This window comes from Streptomyces sp. NPDC031474 (assembly GCF_055581185.1).
In genome coordinates this window covers 362305-380371 of sequence record NZ_JBVIJX010000008.1, presented here as the reverse complement: position 1 = coordinate 380371, position 18067 = coordinate 362305, and the positions used below count along the sequence as shown (strand labels likewise).

General features: G+C 69.9%; 15 protein-coding genes. 5 read left to right on the top strand and 10 right to left on the bottom strand.

Annotated elements, in window-relative coordinates; translation table 11 throughout:
- Positions 1-234: 234 nt before the first annotated feature.
- Positions 235-1884 (bottom strand): acyl-CoA dehydrogenase family protein, encoded by a 1650-nt coding sequence (locus ACZ5SK_RS18910; protein WP_334576191.1) that lies wholly within the window; start codon positions 1882-1884, stop codon positions 235-237.
- Between the two features lie 124 nt (positions 1885-2008).
- On the opposite strand from ACZ5SK_RS18910, the gene ACZ5SK_RS18905 reads away from it, so the two are divergent.
- The gene (locus tag ACZ5SK_RS18905; RefSeq protein ID WP_334576190.1) at positions 2009-3274 is read left to right on the top strand and encodes a YihY/virulence factor BrkB family protein; all 1266 of its coding nucleotides are present in this window, start codon (positions 2009-2011) and stop codon (positions 3272-3274) included.
- A 93-nt stretch (positions 3275-3367) separates the two neighbouring features.
- Positions 3368-4042 carry a helix-turn-helix domain-containing protein gene (locus ACZ5SK_RS18900; protein WP_334576189.1) on the top strand — a complete coding sequence of 225 codons (675 nt, stop codon included), beginning with the start codon at positions 3368-3370 and terminating at the stop codon, positions 4040-4042.
- 250 nt (positions 4043-4292) lie between these two features.
- Here the strand turns inward: ACZ5SK_RS18900 and ACZ5SK_RS18895 are convergent, their stop codons facing one another.
- The 9 genes from ACZ5SK_RS18895 to ACZ5SK_RS18855 all read right to left on the bottom strand — a co-directional run bounded on the left by ACZ5SK_RS18895 (position 4293) and on the right by ACZ5SK_RS18855 (position 14242).
- Positions 4293-4688 carry a VOC family protein gene (locus tag ACZ5SK_RS18895; RefSeq protein ID WP_334576188.1) on the bottom strand — a complete coding sequence of 132 codons (396 nt, stop codon included), beginning with the start codon at positions 4686-4688 and terminating at the stop codon, positions 4293-4295.
- Between the two features lie 105 nt (positions 4689-4793).
- A complete protein-coding gene (locus ACZ5SK_RS18890; RefSeq protein WP_334576186.1) occupies positions 4794-5426 on the bottom strand; it encodes a VOC family protein in 633 nt (210 codons plus the stop codon).
- 129 nt (positions 5427-5555) lie between these two features.
- Complete coding sequence (locus ACZ5SK_RS18885; protein WP_334576185.1) at positions 5556-6599, bottom strand: LacI family DNA-binding transcriptional regulator; 1044 nt, start codon at positions 6597-6599, stop codon at positions 5556-5558.
- Positions 6600-6781: 182 nt separating this feature from the next.
- Complete coding sequence (locus tag ACZ5SK_RS18880) at positions 6782-8374, bottom strand: glycoside hydrolase family 43 protein (RefSeq protein WP_334576184.1); 1593 nt, start codon at positions 8372-8374, stop codon at positions 6782-6784.
- A complete protein-coding gene (locus ACZ5SK_RS18875; RefSeq protein ID WP_334576182.1) occupies positions 8371-9294 on the bottom strand; it encodes a carbohydrate ABC transporter permease in 924 nt (307 codons plus the stop codon). Before ACZ5SK_RS18875 ends, ACZ5SK_RS18880 begins: the two co-directional genes overlap by 4 nt.
- On the bottom strand, positions 9291-10178 hold the full coding sequence (locus ACZ5SK_RS18870; protein WP_334576181.1) for a carbohydrate ABC transporter permease: 888 nt from the start codon (positions 10176-10178) through the stop codon (positions 9291-9293). Before ACZ5SK_RS18870 ends, ACZ5SK_RS18875 begins: the two co-directional genes overlap by 4 nt.
- A 10-nt stretch (positions 10179-10188) precedes the next feature.
- Positions 10189-11526 (bottom strand): ABC transporter substrate-binding protein, encoded by a 1338-nt coding sequence (locus tag ACZ5SK_RS18865; protein WP_334576180.1) that lies wholly within the window; start codon positions 11524-11526, stop codon positions 10189-10191.
- A gap of 378 nt (positions 11527-11904) precedes the next feature.
- The gene (locus ACZ5SK_RS18860) at positions 11905-12990 is read right to left on the bottom strand and encodes a LacI family DNA-binding transcriptional regulator (protein ID WP_334576179.1); all 1086 of its coding nucleotides are present in this window, start codon (positions 12988-12990) and stop codon (positions 11905-11907) included.
- Between the two features lie 238 nt (positions 12991-13228).
- Entirely contained in the window at positions 13229-14242 is a 1014-nt protein-coding gene (locus tag ACZ5SK_RS18855) for a hydroxyacid dehydrogenase (RefSeq protein ID WP_334576177.1), read from the bottom strand.
- Positions 14243-14852: 610 nt separating this feature from the next.
- Here ACZ5SK_RS18855 and ACZ5SK_RS18850 point away from each other — a divergent pair.
- The 3 genes from ACZ5SK_RS18850 to ACZ5SK_RS18840 are packed head-to-tail and all read left to right on the top strand — an operon-like array spanning position 14853 to position 18066.
- A complete protein-coding gene (locus ACZ5SK_RS18850; protein ID WP_334576176.1) occupies positions 14853-16202 on the top strand; it encodes an extracellular solute-binding protein in 1350 nt (449 codons plus the stop codon).
- Positions 16199-17197, top strand: coding sequence for a carbohydrate ABC transporter permease (locus ACZ5SK_RS18845; RefSeq protein ID WP_334576175.1), 999 nt, complete (start codon positions 16199-16201; stop codon positions 17195-17197). Before ACZ5SK_RS18850 ends, ACZ5SK_RS18845 begins: the two co-directional genes overlap by 4 nt.
- Entirely contained in the window at positions 17194-18066 is an 873-nt protein-coding gene (locus ACZ5SK_RS18840; protein WP_334576173.1) for a carbohydrate ABC transporter permease, read from the top strand. Before ACZ5SK_RS18845 ends, ACZ5SK_RS18840 begins: the two co-directional genes overlap by 4 nt.
- Position 18067: the final 1 nt, after the last annotated feature.

Genomic DNA, 18067 nt, shown 5'->3' with positions numbered 1-18067 from the left:
GAAGGCCCCATCTTGCCGCTCACGCGGGACCGAGGGGCAGAGTCCGGACACAACCACCGACAGGTTGCAACCCCCTGCAACCCTGGTGAACATCCACAGAGTGTTTGAAACTTGGGCCACGTCGCCCCGAGCGGCGATTCTGGCCTCGCAGGGCCATTGCGGCGGGGGTGGTGCCGTGTCGGCGCAGCACCACCCCCGCTTCCTGTTTCCACGCGTTTCCTCAGGCCGACGCGGTCAAAGCCGAGGCTGTGCCCGATCGACGACCGCCGCCAGGTCCAGGCTGTGGGGCAGCGTGCCGAAGGCCGCACCCCCGTCCCCGCCCAGCCGCGAGGCGCAGAACGCGTCGGCGACCTCCGGCGGCGCGAATCGAACGAGCAGCGCACCCTGAAGCACCAGAGCGAAACGCTCCGCCAGCCGCCGGGCCCGCCCCTCGACGCCGTCCAGATCCGCCAGTTCCGTCAGCAGGCCCTTGATCGCCCCGTCCAGCCGGTGATCGGCCCCACGCGCCCGACCCACCTCCTGGAGATACGCGTTCAACGCCTGCGGCTCCCGCTGCAGCGCCCGCAGCACATCCAGCGCCTGGACATTGCCGGCGCCCTCCCACACCGAGTTCAGCGGCGACTCACGCACCAGCCGGGGCATCCCCGACTCCTCCACGTAACCGTTTCCACCCAGGCATTCCGACGCCTCCACCGCCACCGGCGCACAGCGCTTGGTCACCCAGTACTTGGCCGCCGGAACCGCGATCCGCAGCAGCGCCCGCTCCTGCTCGCCCCCGTCGTCGTAGGCCGCCGCCAGCCGCAGCGCGAGCGCGGTCGCCGCTTCCGACTCCAGCGCGAGGTCGGCCAGAACATTGCGCATCAACGGTTTGTCGACGAGCTTTCCGCCGAACGCCTCACGGTAGGTGCAGTGATGGATCGCCTGCGCCACCGCCTGCCGCATCAACCCCGCCGAACCCAGCACGCAGTCCAGCCGCGTCGCCGCGACCATGTCGATGATCGTGCGCACCCCGCGCCCCTCCTCACCGACCCGACGCGCCCACGTCCCGTCGAACTCGACCTCACCGGAGGCGTTGGACCGGTTCCCCAGCTTCCCCTTGAGCCGCTGGAGGCGGAAAACGTTACGGGTACCGTCTTCGAGCACGCGCGGCACGAGGAAACACGTGAGCCCGCCTCCCTCCCGGAACGGCGCCGTCCGGGCGAGAACCAGGAAACCGTCCGACATCGGCGCCGAACAGAACCACTTGTGCCCGGTCAGCTCGTACGTCCCGTCTTCGGCGAGCGGAGCGGCGAGGGTCGTGCTCGCCCGTACGTCGCTGCCACCCTGTTTCTCCGTCATCCCCATCCCGAACAGCGCCCCCGCCTTCAGACGCGCCGGGCGCAGCTCACGGTCGTAGATCGTGGACGTCAGCCGGGGCTCCCACTCGGCCGCCAGCTCCGGATCGGTGCGCAGCGCGGGCACCGCCGCATGGGTCATCGACAACGGACAGCCGTTGCCCGCCTCGACCTGCGTCCACACCAGGAACCCCGCCGCCCGCCGCACGTGCCCGCCCGGCCGCCCCCAGGCATTCGTCAGCTGCGCCCCGACACCCTTGCCGAGCAGCCGGTGCCACGCCGGATGAAAGTCGACCTCGTCGACGCGATGGCCGTAACGGTCGTGCGTGCGCAGTTTCGGCGGATACTCGTTGGCCTGCACCGCCCACTCCTGCAACTGCGCCGATCCGGCCGCCCGCCCGAGCGCCGACAACTCGCCGCGCGCCTCGTCGAGCAGCTCCGGATCCAGGTGCCGCTCCACGGCAGCCACCAGTGCCTGGTCGGTGCCGTAGACGTCGTACCCGGTCAGGGGCGGGGGCTGGTTGGTCACGGTGTGCGTGCTGCCTGCCATAGACCGAACCTACCCCCGGGTACGACGGTAATGGCCACCCGGAGCCCGCGCGCCGCCTCCCCGACCCGGGGACGCGGCCTTGCCGGAGGTGAGTGCAGCCCCGAACGGCGGATACCTTTAGGGAGTGCAGTCAGCAAGTCAGTCACCCGAGCAACCCGGGAGCCCCACCGGGCGTCTCCACCGGGCGCGCGCCCTTTACCGGAACGTTTCCAAGCGCCGGACCGCCTGGCTGCTGTTGAAGGACACCGTCAACTCCTGCATCGAGTACCGCATCCTCGGCCTGGCCGCCGAAGCCGCCTTCTTCACGTTGCTGTCCGTGCCGCCCCTGCTGCTCAGCCTCATCGGCCTGCTCGGCTACGTCGACGACTGGACCGGCACCGACAGCATCAGCAGCCTGGAGAACAACCTTCTCGAGGCCTCGCGCACGGTCCTGTCCGACAAGGGCGTCCGACAGATCGCCCAGCCCATCCTCGACGACGTGATGAAGGGCGGCCGTCCCGACGTCATCTCCATCGGGTTCCTGTTCGCACTGTGGTCGGGCTCGCGTGCGGTAAACGTTTTCATCGACACGATCACCGTGATGTACGGCCTCGACGGCGTGCGCGGCATCGTCAAGACGCGGCTGGTGGCGTTCCTGCTGTTCGTCGCGGCCCTGCTGATCGGCTCCGTCGCGCTGCCGCTGATGGTGGCAGGCCCGGACGCGGTGGTGGGGATCGTGCCCTGGTCGACGACCGTGGTGCAGGTCCTGTACTGGCCGGTCGTGATCGTTCTGTCCGTCGCGTTCCTGACCACGCTCTACCACGTCTCCGTGCCGGTGCGCTCCCCGTGGATCGAGGACGTGCCCGGCGCGCTCGTCGCCCTCGCCATGTGGGTGCTGGGCAGTTTCCTGCTGCGCATCTACCTGACGAACACGATCGAGGGCGCCACCATCTACGGCTCCCTCGCCGCCGCCGTCGCCGTACTGCTGTGGATCGGGGTGTCGGCCTTTGCCGTGCTGGTCGGCGCCGCCGTCAACGCCGCGATCGACCGCGTCTGGCCGGCCGCCGCGACGGCCGCGGCCCGCGCCGCCAACGAACGGCTGCGGCAGGAGGAGGCCGCGGAGTACGTCGCCCGCATGGCGGCGATCCGCTCCCACGAGGAGGACGACCCCGACGACCCCGACATGCCGTCCGAGTTCCCCGAAAGATGGTCCCGTTTCCTTCCGCCGGAGGACGTGACGGGCCGGTTCCGGACACATGTGAAGAGCTCTTTGAAAGGCCACGGAGGGCACGGGGACCACGGGGAGCACGGAGGGTCCGGCGGCAGCACTGGTAACGGCGGAAGCAGCGATAACGGCGGTAACAGCGAGGGCGGTGGAAACAGTGGTATCGGGGAGGAAACAGCTCCCTGAGGGGTGAGCCTCCGGACTGAGCCCGCCTTCAAGCGGGGGTACGGGTCAGTCGGCCCCCGGGTCCCCCGGACGCGGCGGCGTAACCTGGCGTACGTGTACGAGGAGAGGGCCTCCCGGCTGGCCGGGGCGGTGGTGTGGACGAACACGCCGTCGGCGGCGTTCCTCATGCTTCCCGTACTGCCCGACGGCTGCATGGACCTGCTGTGGAGCGAGGGCAGGCTGCTGGTCGCCGGACCGGACACCCGGGCGTACACCCCCGACGGCCCGCCCGCGCCTTGGGCGGGCATCCGCTTCTACCCCGGCACGGCGCCGACCCTCCTCGGCGTACCCGCCCACGAACTGCGCGACCGCCGCGTGGAGTTGGCCGATCTCTGGCCGGTGTCGGAGGTGCGGCGCCTGAGTGCCCGAGTCGCTGCGGCGGCGCACCCGGCGACGGCACTGGAGGCGCTGGCGCTGGAGCGGGCCGCTGCGCCCGACCCCGCGCTGCGTCGACTGGTCGCCGCGCTCGCGGCGGGCCGTCCGGTCGCCGCCACAGCGGACGAACTCGGCCTCGGCGCTCGCCAGTTGCACCGCCGCTCGCTGGGGGCCTTCGGCTACGGCCCCAAGACGCTGGCCCGGATCCTGCGCCTGCAACGCGCACTCGCGCTGGTCCGCAAGGGCGTGCCGTACGCGGACACGGCGGCCCGCGCCGGTTACGCCGACCAGGCCCATCTCTCCCGAGACGTACGGGAGTTCACGGGCCGGACACTGGGCGACCTGCTGCGATAGGGCCTGTCCGGCGGATCAAGTCGCAGGAAAGCAGCGGTGCCTGATCAACGCAGGTGAGCGGGGAATGGTGCGTCCAACTGCAAGGCGGAGGAGGGCGTCGACGCGGAGCGTCGGCAACCGACGACAACGCCGGTGGGGGCACCTCCCGCTCGAGCGAAGCCGAGAGTGGGGGAGGGCGTGCCATTCCCCGCGTCTGCGGCATGATCCGCCGGACAGACCCTAGGGGGCCGTGCCGCGTCAGGGCCCCGAGCTATGGGGCCAGCGGCGCGAAGAGGTCGACGCCGTTGCCGTCGGGATCGTGCACGACGGCGTACCGCTGGCCCCAGAAGGCGTCCCACGGCTTCAGCTCGCCCGGGTGGCCGGCGCCCACCAGCTCCTCGTACACGGCGTCCACCTCGTCGGGTGTGGCGCAGCGCAGCGCGAGCGACGCCCGGCCGCCTGCGGACGGCGGCCGCCACGTCGGGTGGAACGAGCGGACGGTGTCCTCGGTATCCAGCAACAGCCGGAGCCCACCGGGCAGTTCGGCCTCGGTGTGCGGCTCGCGCTCTGCACCTTCAGGGAAGGCGAACCCGAGCCGACGGTAGAAGGAAACGGAGGCGGCCATGTCGGAGACGACCAGGCCGATGGCATCGAATCGTGGACTCATACGGCCACGGTAGACAGGACCGGTGCAGCCGGTCTTGAAGGAAACGGACGTCCGCCCCGGAAACCCGTTCCACAGGGCTGCGCCTGCTGAGAGCGGCCTCGCAGGTCAGGTGAACGTCATCGGGCCGTTGGGCGTGTCCACCGTGAACGAGAAACCCGCCGGGCCCTCGGTGAGGGTGAGGTCGGTGCCGAGGGCGCTCAGCAGAGGACGTACGTCCTCGGGGTCCGGGGCGGTCGCGGTCAGCTCCAGCAGGGGGCTGACGGGCAGGCCCGACGCGGAGGGGTGGGGCGTGGTGCCCCAGTCGATGAGGAAGGGCACCACACCGGACGGGTGCGGGGCACCGCCGTCGGTCAGCCGCCATCGAAGCAGGGTGCCGTCCGGACGACGTCGGCTCATCTCCCGTACCTCACCGGTGTCGTAGCCCCGGGCACGGGCGGCCGCGACTGCCGCGTCCAGATCGGGCGGGCTGATCGCCCAGGTGGTCGTCCGTGCCGCCGCCAACCCGTCCATCTGGAAGGGGCGCGCATGGGACGGCACGGGCTGCTCCGGATCCGGGCCGATGATCTCCAGGTAGGCGCAACCGCCCAGCCCTACCAGGTAGTTGCGGGTGCCCAGCCCGACGTGCACTCCGCCCGGCGCCGGGGTCAGTCCCGTGCGCCGGGCGAACTCGGCGACCGTCGTCGCCAGATCGGGCGTTGCGAGGACGATGTGATCGAGGCGTGCGGGAATGGTGTTCATCCCGTCCGAGCGTACGCGCCCGGACGGTGCCGCTGCCCTGTGTGTCCCGCCACGGCTGGGAAACCGCGGGGAAACGAGACTCGCACTGAACTCGGCTTCCCCGTCAGGACATTGGGCTCTCGCGGATCGTCAGCCCCGCGGCGGTGCCGTGCTCGCCCGCTGTACGAGCCGCGTCGACAGCTCCGTCCGCGTTCCCTCCGGACGCTCTCCGTCCATCATCCGCACCAGCAGCCGCAGGGCCGTCGCCGCCATCTCCGCCAACGGCTGACGGACGGTGGTGAGGGCGGGCGTGGTCCATCGGGACTCCGGCAGGTCGTCGAACCCGACCACGCTGACGTCGTAGGGGATCCTCAACCCCCGTTCCGCCAGGGCCTGGTAGACCCCGAGGGCCATGCGGTCGGAGCAGACGAAGACGGCCGTCGGCGGCTCGGCCAGATCGAGCAGTTCATGCATGCGTCGGTGCGCGACGGACTCGTCGAAGCTTCCGTTGCGCAGGTATTCGGGGCGCTGCGCGAGCCCGGCCGAGGCCAGCGCCGAGCGGTAGCCGGCGACCCGGGCGCTGCTGCACATCTTGCGGCGCGGGCCGGCGATCACGGCGATGCGTTCGTGGCCGAGTGCCAGCAGATGCTCGGTCGCCGTCACCCCGCCCTGCCAGTTCGCCGCCCCCACCGACACCACCCCGGGCGGCGGCTCGACCACCGGGTCGATCATCACGAACGGTGTGCGGTGCTGCTCCAGCCAGGCGAACTGAGAGCCCGTCAACTCGGCCAGGTTGAACAGGACTCCGGCCGAACCCCGCACGGTCAGCTTGTCCAGCCAGCCGCGCTGCGGGCGGCCGGCGCGGGTGCGGGACAAGGCGGCCGAGACGACCACGTCCAGACCCGCGTCGTGCGCCGCCTCCTCCACGCCGTGCAGCACCGCGCCCGACCGGGAACTGTCCAGCGAGTGCACGACGAGGTCGACCAGCCGGGGCGGCTTCGTCGCGTCGAAGCGCGGTCTGCGCACATAGCCGAGCCGGTCCAACGCCTCCGTGACCCGGCGTCGGGTCTCGGGGGCGACGTCCTCCCGGCCGTTGACCACCTTGGACGCGGTCGGTACGGACACTCCCGCCTCGCGGGCCACGACCGCCAGGGTCGGCCCGGCCGTCACGCTCGCGCTCGCCGTGTGCACCATTGGGAACCACCTCTCCGGCCCGCCCGAGGGCCAGCGAAAGTTCGACCAGCACCCTTTCGGAGCCGATCCGGCAACAGGCGGCTCGCAGAAAGCGCTTGCTATCCTAGGTGTGCCACAGCCTGACGTGAAGACACCGGGAACGGCGGGATCTTGTGGCGGTGACTTTCGAAACCCGCCGGAGCTCAGTCGGGCGTGCAGCTCAGCCGGAAGTCCCGGAAGTCCGCCGTGAAGGCGGCGTCGACCAGGTCCCGGACATGGATCCCGGCCAGGGTGCCGGTGAAACGCAGCCGTCCGCCATGGTCGTCCGACAGCCGGCCGGCGTCCAGCGGCGGGCCGACCGGCGTGCGCACCCCGTCGCCCAGGTACCAGAAACGCGCTTCCACGCCGTCGACCGTGACGCCCAGCGTGACCGGTGCGCTCGCGTCGACGTCCACGACCGCCGCCTGCCGCGCACCCTTCTCGTCGCGCTCCACCAGACTGAGGACCGTCCGTCCCCTGCCCTCCCACTGCTGGCCGCGCTGCGGCTCGCCCGCGGGCTCCGCCCAGGTCAGGTCGAGGCAGAGATACGCCTCCGCGTCGTAGCGGAGGATCAGGCCGGCGGCCTGCGTGAAGGTGAACGGACGTGCGTCCACGGTTACTTGAGCCGTGGACCGGTGTTCGGTGAGGCGCTGGGCGAGCAGGCTCTGCGCCCAGCGGGACTCGGGACCGTGCCGGCCACGCAGGCGGATCCACCCCGGACGGGAGGCGACGTCCGCCCAGGAGGGATCCGGCGGTTCGCGCAGGGTGCTCCAGGGCCAGCCCAGCGGGTCGTCGGAGGAAGAGGGCGGGGGAGTCTCGTACGGACTGTCCGGCACCTCGACCTCGACCGACGGATGCCAACCGCCCTGCCTGAGCCGCGGTCTGCCCGCCGCGTCCCAGGTCACCGCCTGGATCGCGGTCTCCCGGCCGAGGGTGCAGTGGGGGCCGTTCGGCGTCCTCAGCGGGCGGGCCGTGAGGTGGCTCAGGAACCACTCGCCGTCCGGCGTCTGCACCAGCTCGGCGTGCCCCGCCTTCTGCAGCGGCAGCCCCGGATCGTCCCGCGAGGTGAGCAGGGGGCGGCCGTCGAGTTCGTACGGGCCGGTGAGAGACCGACTGCGGGCCGTGCGGACGCCGTGCTCGAAACCCGTTCCACCCTCGGCGAGGACGAGGTGGTACCACCCGCCGTGCCTGAGCAACTTCGGTCCCTCCACGAGCCGTTCGTGCTGGAGGAGAAGGTGCGTGTCGCCGAGCGGGGACAGCGTGTCGCGGTCCAGCTCCGTCAGGGTGATCCCTGCGAACCGCTGCCCTTCGGGGCGGTGGTCGTTCTGGAGGTTGAGCAGCCAGAGCCGTCCCCCTTCGTGGAAGAGCGCGGGGTCGAAACCGTGACTCGCGACGCGGCGCGGCGGCGTCCAGGGGCCGCTCACGTCGGTGGCCGTGGTCACGTAGGCGTCCTGGTCGAAGTACGGCGTCCCGACGGACCGTACGACTGCGTAGACCACCCAGAAGCGCTCGCCGTCCCAGCTCAGCGACGGCGCCCAGATGCCGCCCGAGTCGGGGACGCCGGCCAACGTCCCCCCGGGGGCGGCTCCTTCGACATGTCCCGCGTACTCCCAGTGGGCCAGATCGTGCGAGCTGTGAATCGGGATCGTCGGGAACCACTCGAAGGAACTGGTCGCCACGTAGTACCGGTCGCCGGCCCGGATCAGGGACGGATCGGGCGCGAAGCCACGGATCACGGGGTTGTGCACAACGGTCACTTCAGCGCTCCCAGCGTGACGCCGGTCCGCCAGTAGCGACGCATCGCGATCATCATGATCGCCATCGGCACGATGGACAGCAGTGCGCCGGTCAGGACCAGGCTGGTGACGTCCACGCCCGATTCCAGGCGCTTGCCGCTCCAGTTGTACAGGCCGATGTTGAGCGTCCAGTTCTTCTCGCCGCGCAGCACGGTCAGCGGCAGGAAGAAGGCGTTCCAGGTGTTGACGAAGGCCAGCAGGAAGACCGTGGCGCCGCCCGTCGTCATCATCCGCAGCACGATGCTGAAGAAGATCCGCAGCTCACCGGCGCCGTCGAGGCGGGCCGCCTCCAGGAGCTCGTAGGGAATCGTGGCCTCGGTGTAGACCTTGGCGAGATACACGCTGAACGGGTTGATCAGGCAGGGGATCAGCATCGCCCAGGGGGTGTCGACCAGGCCGATCTCCGAGAACATGAGGTACAGCGGGAGGGTGAGCAGCGCGATCGGGATCAGGAACGAACCCACCACGCTCGCGAACACCACAGTGCGGCCGGGAAAGTCGAAACGGGCCAGGCCGTAGCCCGTGGCGAGGGCGATCAGCGTTCCGCCCAGGGAGCCGACCCCCGCGTACAGCAGGGAGTTGGCGGTCCAGCGCAGGAAGATGCCGTCCTCGTACGTGAACAGCTGGTGCAGGTTGTCCCAGAGGTGCCAGCCGGAGAACCACAGTCCGTTGCTCTGGTAGAGGCCGACGCGGTCCTTGGTGGCGGCGACGATCAGCCACCACACCGGGAACAGGCTGTAGGCGCTGGCCAGGACGAGTCCGAGGAGCAGGAACCGCTGGCCGCCGCGCGAGCGAGCGGCCGGGTCGGGGCGGGTCCGGCGGCGGACGGCCGGAGCCGGGGGCCTGTCGGGCTTCTCGGCGCGGTTTTCGGTGAGCGTCATCGGTCTGCCTCCCTCGAAGTCAGCCGGTAGAAGAGGAAGGAGGCGACGCCGAGGATGAGGGCGAGCAGCACCGACAGGGTCGCGGCGTAGTGGTAGTTGCCGGCGTTGAACGCCTGGTTGTAGATGATCATGATCGGGGTGAAGCTGTCGTTCACCGTCTGCGGGGTGACGTTCCTGAACAGCGCCGGCTCGTTGAAGATCTGCAGCATCTGGATGATGGACAGCAGACCGGTCAGGACGAGCGCGCCGCGCACGTACGGGACCTTGATGCTGCGCGCGATCCGCAGCTCGGAGGCGCCGTCGAGCCGCGCGGCCTCGAACAGCTCGCGTGGCACGGCCTGCAGCGCCGAGTAGATGATCACCATGTTGTAGCCGATGCCGTGCCAGGTGAGCAGGTTGCCGATGGACGGCCAGACCATGGACGGCGTGAAGAAGTTCCAGTCGAACCCGAACAGCTTGCCCAGCGGGGTCAGCGGACCGACGTCGGGGCTGTAGAGGTTGATCCACACGATCGCCGCGACCACCCCCGGGATCATGTACGGCACCAGGAGCAGGATCCGGAACCGGCCGGCCGCGCGCGAGGTGAGCGCGTCCAGCAGCAGCGCCAGCACCAGGGCGATGAACAGCATCACCGGGATCTGCACACAGGCGAACAGCACCACGCGCAGGATGGACGTCAGGAACGCCGAGTCCGTCAGGCCCTGCCGGTAGTTGTCGAAGCCGGAGAACTCCTCGGTGGCGCCGCCCAGACCGAGCCCGGACTGCTGGGTGCGGAACAGGGACTGGTAGACGGCGTAGCCGATCGGGACCAGGTAGAGGAACACGAAGCCGAGCTGGAAGGGCACCGTGAAGGCGGCGCCCTTCCAGCGCAGGGAGCGAATCATCGAATCTGCCTCAGCCCTTGACGCTGATGCCGCGGGACTTCAGGTCGTTGACCGTCCACTGCTGCATGTGCGCGAGCAGGTCGGTGACCTTCTGCTCCTTGCTGACGACCTTGCCCCAACCCGCCTGCAGCTCGGTGAACATCGCGGTCCAGTCGGGACCGAAGGCCCAGTCGGTGGTGACGGTGCCCAGGCTGTCCTTCACGACCTGCTGGGCAGGCTGGTAGTTCGTGCCGAGCAGCTTCTGGGAGATCGCCTCGCCGACGTAGGAGTCGCTGTCGGCCAGTGCGGGCATCACGCCGTTGCCCGTGGTGGGGCTCGCCATCGTCTTGACCGCGCCGGTGTCGGTGGACATCCACAGCGCCGCCTCGGCCGCCTGCTTCTGGTTCTCGCACTGCTTGGGCACCAGGGTCACACCGCCGCTCTGGTTGGTGCCGGCCGGGGTCTTGGCCGCCTCACCCGCGAAGGTCGGCCACGGCGTGAGCGCCCACTGGCCGAAGGACTTGGTGAAGTTGTTCACCATGCCGGCCATCTGCCAGGTGGAGATCTGCCGGGTCGCGGTGCCGCCGTTGTCGTAGTTGCGCTGGACGGCGGCGTAGTCGGCGAAGGAGAGCTTTGAGTCGAGGTCGTTGTCGATGATGTCCTGGATCACCTTCGCGGCCTTGAGGGTGCCCTCGTCCTGGAAGTTCACCTTCCAGGAGTTGCCGTCGATGGCGTACCAGTGCGCCCCGGCCTGCATGGCCAGCACCTCCAGGGTGCTGGGGTCCTCGCCGGCATAGTTGGTGATCTTGATGCCGTGTTTCTTCAGCTCCTTGCCCGCGGCGATGAAGTCGTCCCAGGTCCTGGGCGCCTTCAGGCCGTACTTGGCGAAGATGTCCGTGCGGTAGATGGTGAACGCGGGCGCCGAGCTGGTCGGCACGCCGTAGACCTTGCCCTGCACCAGCCCGGCGGCCCAGGAACCGGCGTTGAACTTGTCCTTGCTCGGCTCGATGTACTGCGTGAGGTCGGCGAGCGCGTCCTGCGAGACCCAGCTCGTCACGTACTCGGCGGTGTTCTGCACCAGGCAGGGCGCGTTCTTCGCCTTGACCGCGTTGGTCAGCTGCTTCTGCATGGTGAGCTGGTCGGTGACCTTGGTGTACTTGAGCTGGACGTCCTTGTGGGAGGCGTTGAACGCCTTGACGAGCGCTTCCTGACCGTTGGCCCAGCCCCAGAAGTCGAGGGTGATGGGACCGGACGACTTCGAGGACGAGTCATCGTCCCCGGACCCGCCGCAAGCGGTGAGCAGACCTGTCAGTGCGAATCCCGCAACGGCGGCGCGGGCGAACCTTCTCCGGGAGCTGGTGGAGTTCATCTGACCGTGATCCTTCGGGAAGTAGGCCTCGGAATCGAGGAACGGCGGCTCGGTACTGGCCAGGAACGGCGGCCGGGGGGCGTCGGCTCGCGGTCGCGGGGGGTTCGGCCAAAGCGGAAGCTGTAGTAACCGGTTGCTGGGACCGTAGGACGGACGCTCCGCACAGAGCAAGAGGTAGGCGGAAACTTGTTACGGCCGCCGGTCGGTGGGGTGAGGTCTCCGTGAACGCCGCGCATGGGCCACGGTGGAGTGATCTGTGCAGGTCAGATACGCCAGGCAGAGGCCTTCAGGACTTCCGGAGGACATCGCTCAAGAGCCCGGCGAGGTCGGCAAAAACCTTCGGTAAACGGTTTCGTAACGTGGTCACAACGCCCTCGCTCACCGTCGAGATGGAGGCCGCACCGAGTCGCGTACGACGACATGGGTGCCCAGCACGAGGTGTTCCCCGTCGCCGCCCCTGCGGCCGCCCGCGCCGCCTTCGCGCCGGTCGGCGACCGCCCGCAGCGCGACGCGGCCCATCTCCTCGTACGGGACGTGCACGGTGGTCAGCTGGGGGGTGAGCTGGGAGGCCAGCGGGATGTCGTCGTAGCCGACGATCGACACGTCCTCCGGGACGCGCAGGCCCGCCGAGCGCAGCGCCTGCATGGCTCCGGCCGCGACGACGTCGGTCCCGGCGAGCACGGCGGTGAAGTCGAGCGTCTCGCGCAGGGCCGATTCGACGGCCGAGTACCCGTGCTCGTCGTCGTACGGACCGTGCCGCACCAGGCCCGGATCGAACGGCACCCCGTACGCCTCGAAGGCCCGCCGGGCGCCCTTCAGCCTGCTCTGCGCCGTGGTGAGAGGGGCGGGGCCGGGCAGGATCAGGACCCGTCGGTGGCCCGCGGACAGCAGATGGCTGGCCATGGCGTAGGCGCCGGACTCGTTGTCGTAGTCGACGGTCGTGGCCGGTACGGCGCCCTCCAGCGGCGGCCTGCCGACCAGGACCAGGTGCGAGCCGGCCGCGTCCAGGGAACGGGCGAAGCGGGCCATGCGCAGCTGGTACTCCTCGTAGTCGTAGGCGCCGCCGAGCAGGACCACCGCGGCGACACCCTGCTGGCGCATCATGTTCACCAGGGCGAGCTCGCGTTCCGGGTCGTCGCCGGTGGTGCCCACCAGGGAGAGCCAGCCGCGCATCGTGGCGGCGCCCTCGACGCCCTTGGCCACGTGGGCGAAGGCGGCGCCGGTGATGTTGTTGAGGAGGATCGCGACCGTCGGCGTGCCGCCGCCGGCCAGGGAGCGGGCGTGGGCGTTGGTGACGTAGTCCAGGTCCCGGACCACCTTCATCACCCGGCGGCGCAGCTCTTCCGAGACCGGGTAGTTGCCGGACAGCACGCGCGACACGCTCGCCACGGACACGCCCGCGCGCTCCGCCACGTCACGGATGGTCGACCGTCCGGCGTCCGAGCTCGTCCTGCGCTGACTCACCGTGCTGGCTCCTTCGCCGTCGTGGTCCGCCCGCGGGGGAGGCCCGGGCGGCCGGGCTCCTCGTCGGTGCGGAAACGGTATCCCATCGTTCCCCCAGGTGGGGGAGCCTGTGGACAGTGGCCGGCGAGCGCCGCTGAACAGCGCTTTTCCCCACCGGCGGGCCATCGGCGGGCCGCCGGGGCGGGCCGGTCGCGGCGCGGGCCGGGGCGCGGGCCGGGGCGGCCGGGCGGCGCCGGCCTCACGCGACCCGTGCCAGGTCCGCGTGCCGTACCTCGTGGGCCAGGGGCAGGCCCTGCGCCAGGCGCTCCAGTTCCTCGACGACGATGCGGCCGAGCCGCTCCAGCTCGTTGCCGAGGGAGCCCGCGATGTGCGGGGTGAGGAAGACGTTGGGCAGCCGGTACAGGGGGGAGTCGGCGGGCAGCGGTTCGGGCTCGGTGACGTCCAGGACCGCGTTCAGCCGACCGGAGAGCAGCTCGTCGGTGAGGGCCGCGTGGTCCACCAGGGCGCCCCGGGAGGTGTTGATCAGCAGGCCGCCGTCCCGGACCAGCGCGAGCCGGGCGCGGTCGAGCATGTGGTGGGTCTCGGGGATGTCGGGCGCGTGCAGGCTGACGATGTCGCTGTGGCGCAGCAGATCCTCCAGGGAGAGAAGCTGGGCGCCGAGCTCGGCGGCCTCGGCCGCGTCGACGTACGGATCGTGGAGGAAGGCCTCGAAGTCGTACGGACGCAACAGTTCCAGCAGGCGGCGGCCTACCCGCGAGGCGCCGATGACGCCGACGCGGCGGCCGAGGTTGCCGGTGGTCGCGGTCTCGGCGGGGGTGGGGTAGGCGTGGGTGCGGCGGAAGCGCTCGCGGTGGGCGAAGGCGTCCTTTCCGGCGAGCAGGATCATGGCCAGGGTGTATTCGGCGACGGGTACGGCGTTGCCGGTGACCGCGCTGGAGACGGCGACGCCGCGCTGCCACAGGGCGTCGCCGACGAGCGAGCGGACCGAGCCCGCCGCATGCAGGACCGTGCGCAGCCCGGGTGCCGCGGTGAGCGCGTCCGCGTCGAGGTGGGGGCAGCCCCAGCCGGTGATCAGGACCTCGGCGCCGGCCAGTGCGGGCGCGGCGGCCGGATCGGCGAAGTCGCGGACGACGAGCGTGGGGTCGAGGTCGGCCGTTTGCCGCAGGCGGGCCAGGAGCGGCGCGGGGAACAGCAGGGGCAGATGCACCGGATCCATGGCGAACACGGCCCTGGGCAGCTGGGCGCTGGGCATGACTCTCCTGAGTGCGTAGGAAACATTTTCTGAAAGCGTCTTCTACGGTAGGTCTGCTCCGGAGTCGGGGTCAATCGGTCGGGCGGATCGCCGAAGCGGAAATCCTTTCGAGCCGCTTTCTGGGTAAAAGGGCACTTCAGAGCGGGAGTTCGGCGGGCGCGGCGGGGCGCGCGGACGGGCTTCGCGGGAGCGGGAAACATGTTTCCGGTGTGAGGGCGGGGAGCGAGGTGCGACGGGGGAGCCACGGGCGCTACCGGTTGCCGAAGGCGCGCCGAGGCGGCGTTCGCAGGTGCGAGTCGGCGAAATCTTCGAAGGGTCCCTGCTGGTGCGGACCTGGCTGCAACCTCGCTGATCACCGTAGGTCAGACGGGATTTTCTGGAGGGTGGAGACCGCTTGGCGGTGACTGCGCGGCGGCTCTCGGGCCGTGCGCAGAGTTTTCGAAAGTCTGCGCAGGCTCTTGACGCGCCATCGAGACCGGCACAAGCTCTGGCCACCCGCTCGTAGCAACCGGTTGCTACCTGTTACTACGGCGAGTCCCTCGCGATCCCGTGTTCGCGTCCTCCTCGGATCGCCCGAGCTCGTATCCCCGAATCAGAAGGCGAGGCCTCCATGCGCTCCCATGCCGGCGCCCCTCCCAGCCGCCGCCGCTTTCTCGCTCTGTCGGCCGGCGGCGCCGTGGCCGGCGCGGCGGCGCTGAGCGGCTGCGCGATGCGGGTGTCGACCGGGGTCGGCGGATCCGGCGAGACCGTCACCGTGATGGTCAACTCCGGGGACATCCTCCCCGAGCAGGTCCAGCAGGCGAAGAAGGACCTCGGCATCAAGATCAGCTTGGTGAAGTACGACATCACCAAGCTGATCGCGATGCTCACCAGCGGCGACCCGCCGGACCTGGTGCGCGGCGTCGGGGCTGTGGACCTGCCGTTCTTCGCGGCGCGGGACGTGGCCGAGGAGCTGGACCCCTACTTCGCCCGAAGCGCCGTCCTCAAGCTCGACGACCTGGATCCCGTCAACGACCTGTGGCGGTTCGACGGCCGCACCCAGGGCAAGGGCCCGCGCTACGGCATGGCGAAGGACTTCTCCCAGGACTCCATGTTCTGGTTCAACACCGCGGCGTTCGACAAGGGAGGCGTCGACTACCCGTCGGAGACCGAACCGGTCACGTACGAGGAGTGGCTGGACACCGCCAAGCGCCTCGTGCGGCGCAAGAAGGGCCAGACCACGGTCTTCGGCGGCAGTTTCAACGGCCTGACCCGGGCCACGCTCCTGGCGACCATGACGGCGTCCGCGGGCGGCAGCCTCTTCAGCGACGACTTCTCCCGGGTCGACTTCACCACCCCCGAGGCCCGCAAGGCCCTGGCCTGGTACCTGGACTACGCCAGGACCAAGGTCGGGCCGAGCCTGATCCAGCCCGACCCCAACGGCTGGGACGGGCCCACCTACCAGGCCGGACGGATGGCCATGTCGAACTCCGGTTACTGGCTGGGCGGCATGATCGGCACCGACAGGAAGCTGGCGGCCGTGTCCCGCCTGGCGCCTGCCCCCGTCTTCGCGGGCGGCCCGCGGATCAGCGCCTGTCAGGGCGGCACGGGCCTGTGGATGCCGCGCGCGGCGAAGAACAAGGACGCCGCATGGCGGGTCTTCGAGTGGTTCTTCGGAGAGGAGCCGGCCAAGGCGCGCGCCTCCGGCGGCTGGGGCATCCCCACCCTGAAGTCGATGCGTTCGCTGATGCCGGCCCAGGAGGACTACCAGAAACGGGCACTGAAGGCGCAGGAGAACGAGCTGAAGCACTTCTCGGTGGTCTCCTTCACCCCCTACTCCAGGGCAGACGCCGTCGACGCCCTCTTCAACCAGATCGCCCCCGCCGCGATGAACGGCCAGATCTCCGTCGACGCTCTCGCCCGCCGCCTGAACTCGGCGGTCAACGAGCAGCTGAAGCGCGGTAAGGAGCAGGTGGGATGACGGCCGACCAGATCTCCTCCGTCGCCAAGCGGCCGGGCGCCGCCGCGAGCGCCCGACGCGCACCGGCCGCCGCAGGCCCGGGGACGTCCATGACCGCGCGCAGGCACCGGGCGTTCTACCTGTTCACCTCGCCCTGGATCATCGGGTTCCTGCTGCTGACCATCACGCCGATGGTGTACGCGCTGTGGCTGAGCTTCACCACGTTCGACGGCATCTCTCCCCACTGGAAGTACGTCGGACTCGGCAACTACCGCGAGCTGCTGAACGATCCGGTCACCTGGGACGCGCTGGGCCGCGCGGGCCTGTTCGCGGTGACCTCGGTGCCGCTGTCGATCACCGCGGGGCTCGGTCTCGCCGTCCTCGTCAACCGGCCGATCAAGGCGCGCGGCGTGTTCCGCACCCTGCTCTATCTGCCCGCCGTGGTGCCGCCGGTGGGCGCGGGCCTCGCCTTCAAGCTTCTCTTCGATCAGAACTCCGGCGCCTCCAACGGCGTCCTGACCTTCTTCGGCATCGACGCCGTGGGCTGGCTCGCCGACCCCTACGCCCGCTACGTCCTGCTGATGACGGTGCTCTGGGGCGCCGGAAACGTCATGATCATCTCGCTGGCGGGGCTTCAGGACGTACCCCGGGAACTCCACGAGGCGGCCCGTATCGACGGGGCGAGCGCCTGGCGCACCTTCCGCAGCATCACCGTGCCGTTGCTGTCGCCCGTCCTGCTCTTCCAGACGGTCACCGGGATGATCGCCTCGGTGCAGACCATCATGCCGCTGCTGCTGGCCCCGCTCGGCGACACGAGCGGCGTCACCACGGTTCCGCAGTCCAACTACCTCTACATGATGCACGTGTTCGCGCAGTACTTCGCGCTCGGCCGCTACGGCTACGCCTCCGCGCTGCTGTGGGTGCTCTTCGTCCTGATCCTCGTCGTGACCGGACTCATCTTCAAGTTCACGTCCGGCGCGGTGTTCTACAACGTCGACCCGGAGGCGAAGAAGTGACCGCCACCACCCTGCGGCCCACGTCATCGACGACCGACATGCGGGTGCGGGTGCGCGTCAGGCGCCTTGTCCTCTACACGGTCCTCGTCGCCGTCACCGGGCTGTTCCTCGGCCCCTTCGGCTGGCTGATCCTCAGTGGCCTGAAGACCCAGGGCGAACTGGCCGCCTCACCCGTGCACTGGCTGCCCGACGCCTTTCAGTGGCACAACTTCGCCGACGCCTTCCACCAGATCGACTTCCTCGGCTACGCCCGCAACTCCCTGGTCATCGCCCTCATCTACGCCACCCTCGTCACCCTCAGCTCGGCCTGGGTCGGCTTCGGCTTCGCCCGGCTCGACGCGCCCGGCAAGAAGGTGCTGTTCGGCGTCCTGCTCGGCTCGATGATGCTGCCCCAGATGGTCACGCTGCTGCCGACCTATCTGATCTTCGCCAAGCTCGGCATGGTCGACACCTACTGGCCGTGGGTGCTGTGGGGCTTGTCCTCGGCGCCGTATCTGGTCTTCCTCTTCCGGCAGTTCTTCGCGGGCTTGCCGCGCGAGCTGGAGGAGGCCGCGATCGTCGACGGCTGCGGATACACATCGGTCTTCTGGCGGATCTTCCTGCCGCAGTCCTGGCCCGTGCTGTCCGCGAGCTTCATCATCGCCTTCACCTGGACCTGGGGCGACTACATCGCCCCGCAGCTCCTGCTGTCCACCGACCGCACCACGCTCGCCGTCGCCGTGATGACCACCTATGTCAGTGAGGCCGGCACGCCCGTGCCCGAGCTTCAGGCCGCGGCCTCCGTGATGTATGTCGTCCCGATCCTGCTGATCTTCCTCATCGCCCAGCGCGGCTTCGTCGCCGGGATGTCGACCTCCGGTCTCAAGTAAC

Coding starts and splice junctions, on each gene's coding strand:
- ACZ5SK_RS18890 (WP_334576186.1), bottom strand. CDS start 5,426: ATGAACACCATTCCCGCACGCCTCGATCACATCGTCCTCGCAACGCCC.
- ACZ5SK_RS18865 (WP_334576180.1), bottom strand. CDS start 11,526: ATGAACTCCACCAGCTCCCGGAGAAGGTTCGCCCGCGCCGCCGTTGCG.
- ACZ5SK_RS18910 (WP_334576191.1), bottom strand. CDS start 1,884: ATGGCAGGCAGCACGCACACCGTGACCAACCAGCCCCCGCCCCTGACC.
- ACZ5SK_RS18855 (WP_334576177.1), bottom strand. CDS start 14,242: ATGCCCAGCGCCCAGCTGCCCAGGGCCGTGTTCGCCATGGATCCGGTG.
- ACZ5SK_RS18875 (WP_334576182.1), bottom strand. CDS start 9,294: ATGACGCTCACCGAAAACCGCGCCGAGAAGCCCGACAGGCCCCCGGCT.
- ACZ5SK_RS18845 (WP_334576175.1), top strand. CDS start 16,199: ATGACGGCCGACCAGATCTCCTCCGTCGCCAAGCGGCCGGGCGCCGCC.
- ACZ5SK_RS18850 (WP_334576176.1), top strand. CDS start 14,853: ATGCGCTCCCATGCCGGCGCCCCTCCCAGCCGCCGCCGCTTTCTCGCT.
- ACZ5SK_RS18895 (WP_334576188.1), bottom strand. CDS start 4,688: ATGAGTCCACGATTCGATGCCATCGGCCTGGTCGTCTCCGACATGGCC.
- ACZ5SK_RS18870 (WP_334576181.1), bottom strand. CDS start 10,178: ATGATTCGCTCCCTGCGCTGGAAGGGCGCCGCCTTCACGGTGCCCTTC.
- ACZ5SK_RS18885 (WP_334576185.1), bottom strand. CDS start 6,599: ATGGTGCACACGGCGAGCGCGAGCGTGACGGCCGGGCCGACCCTGGCG.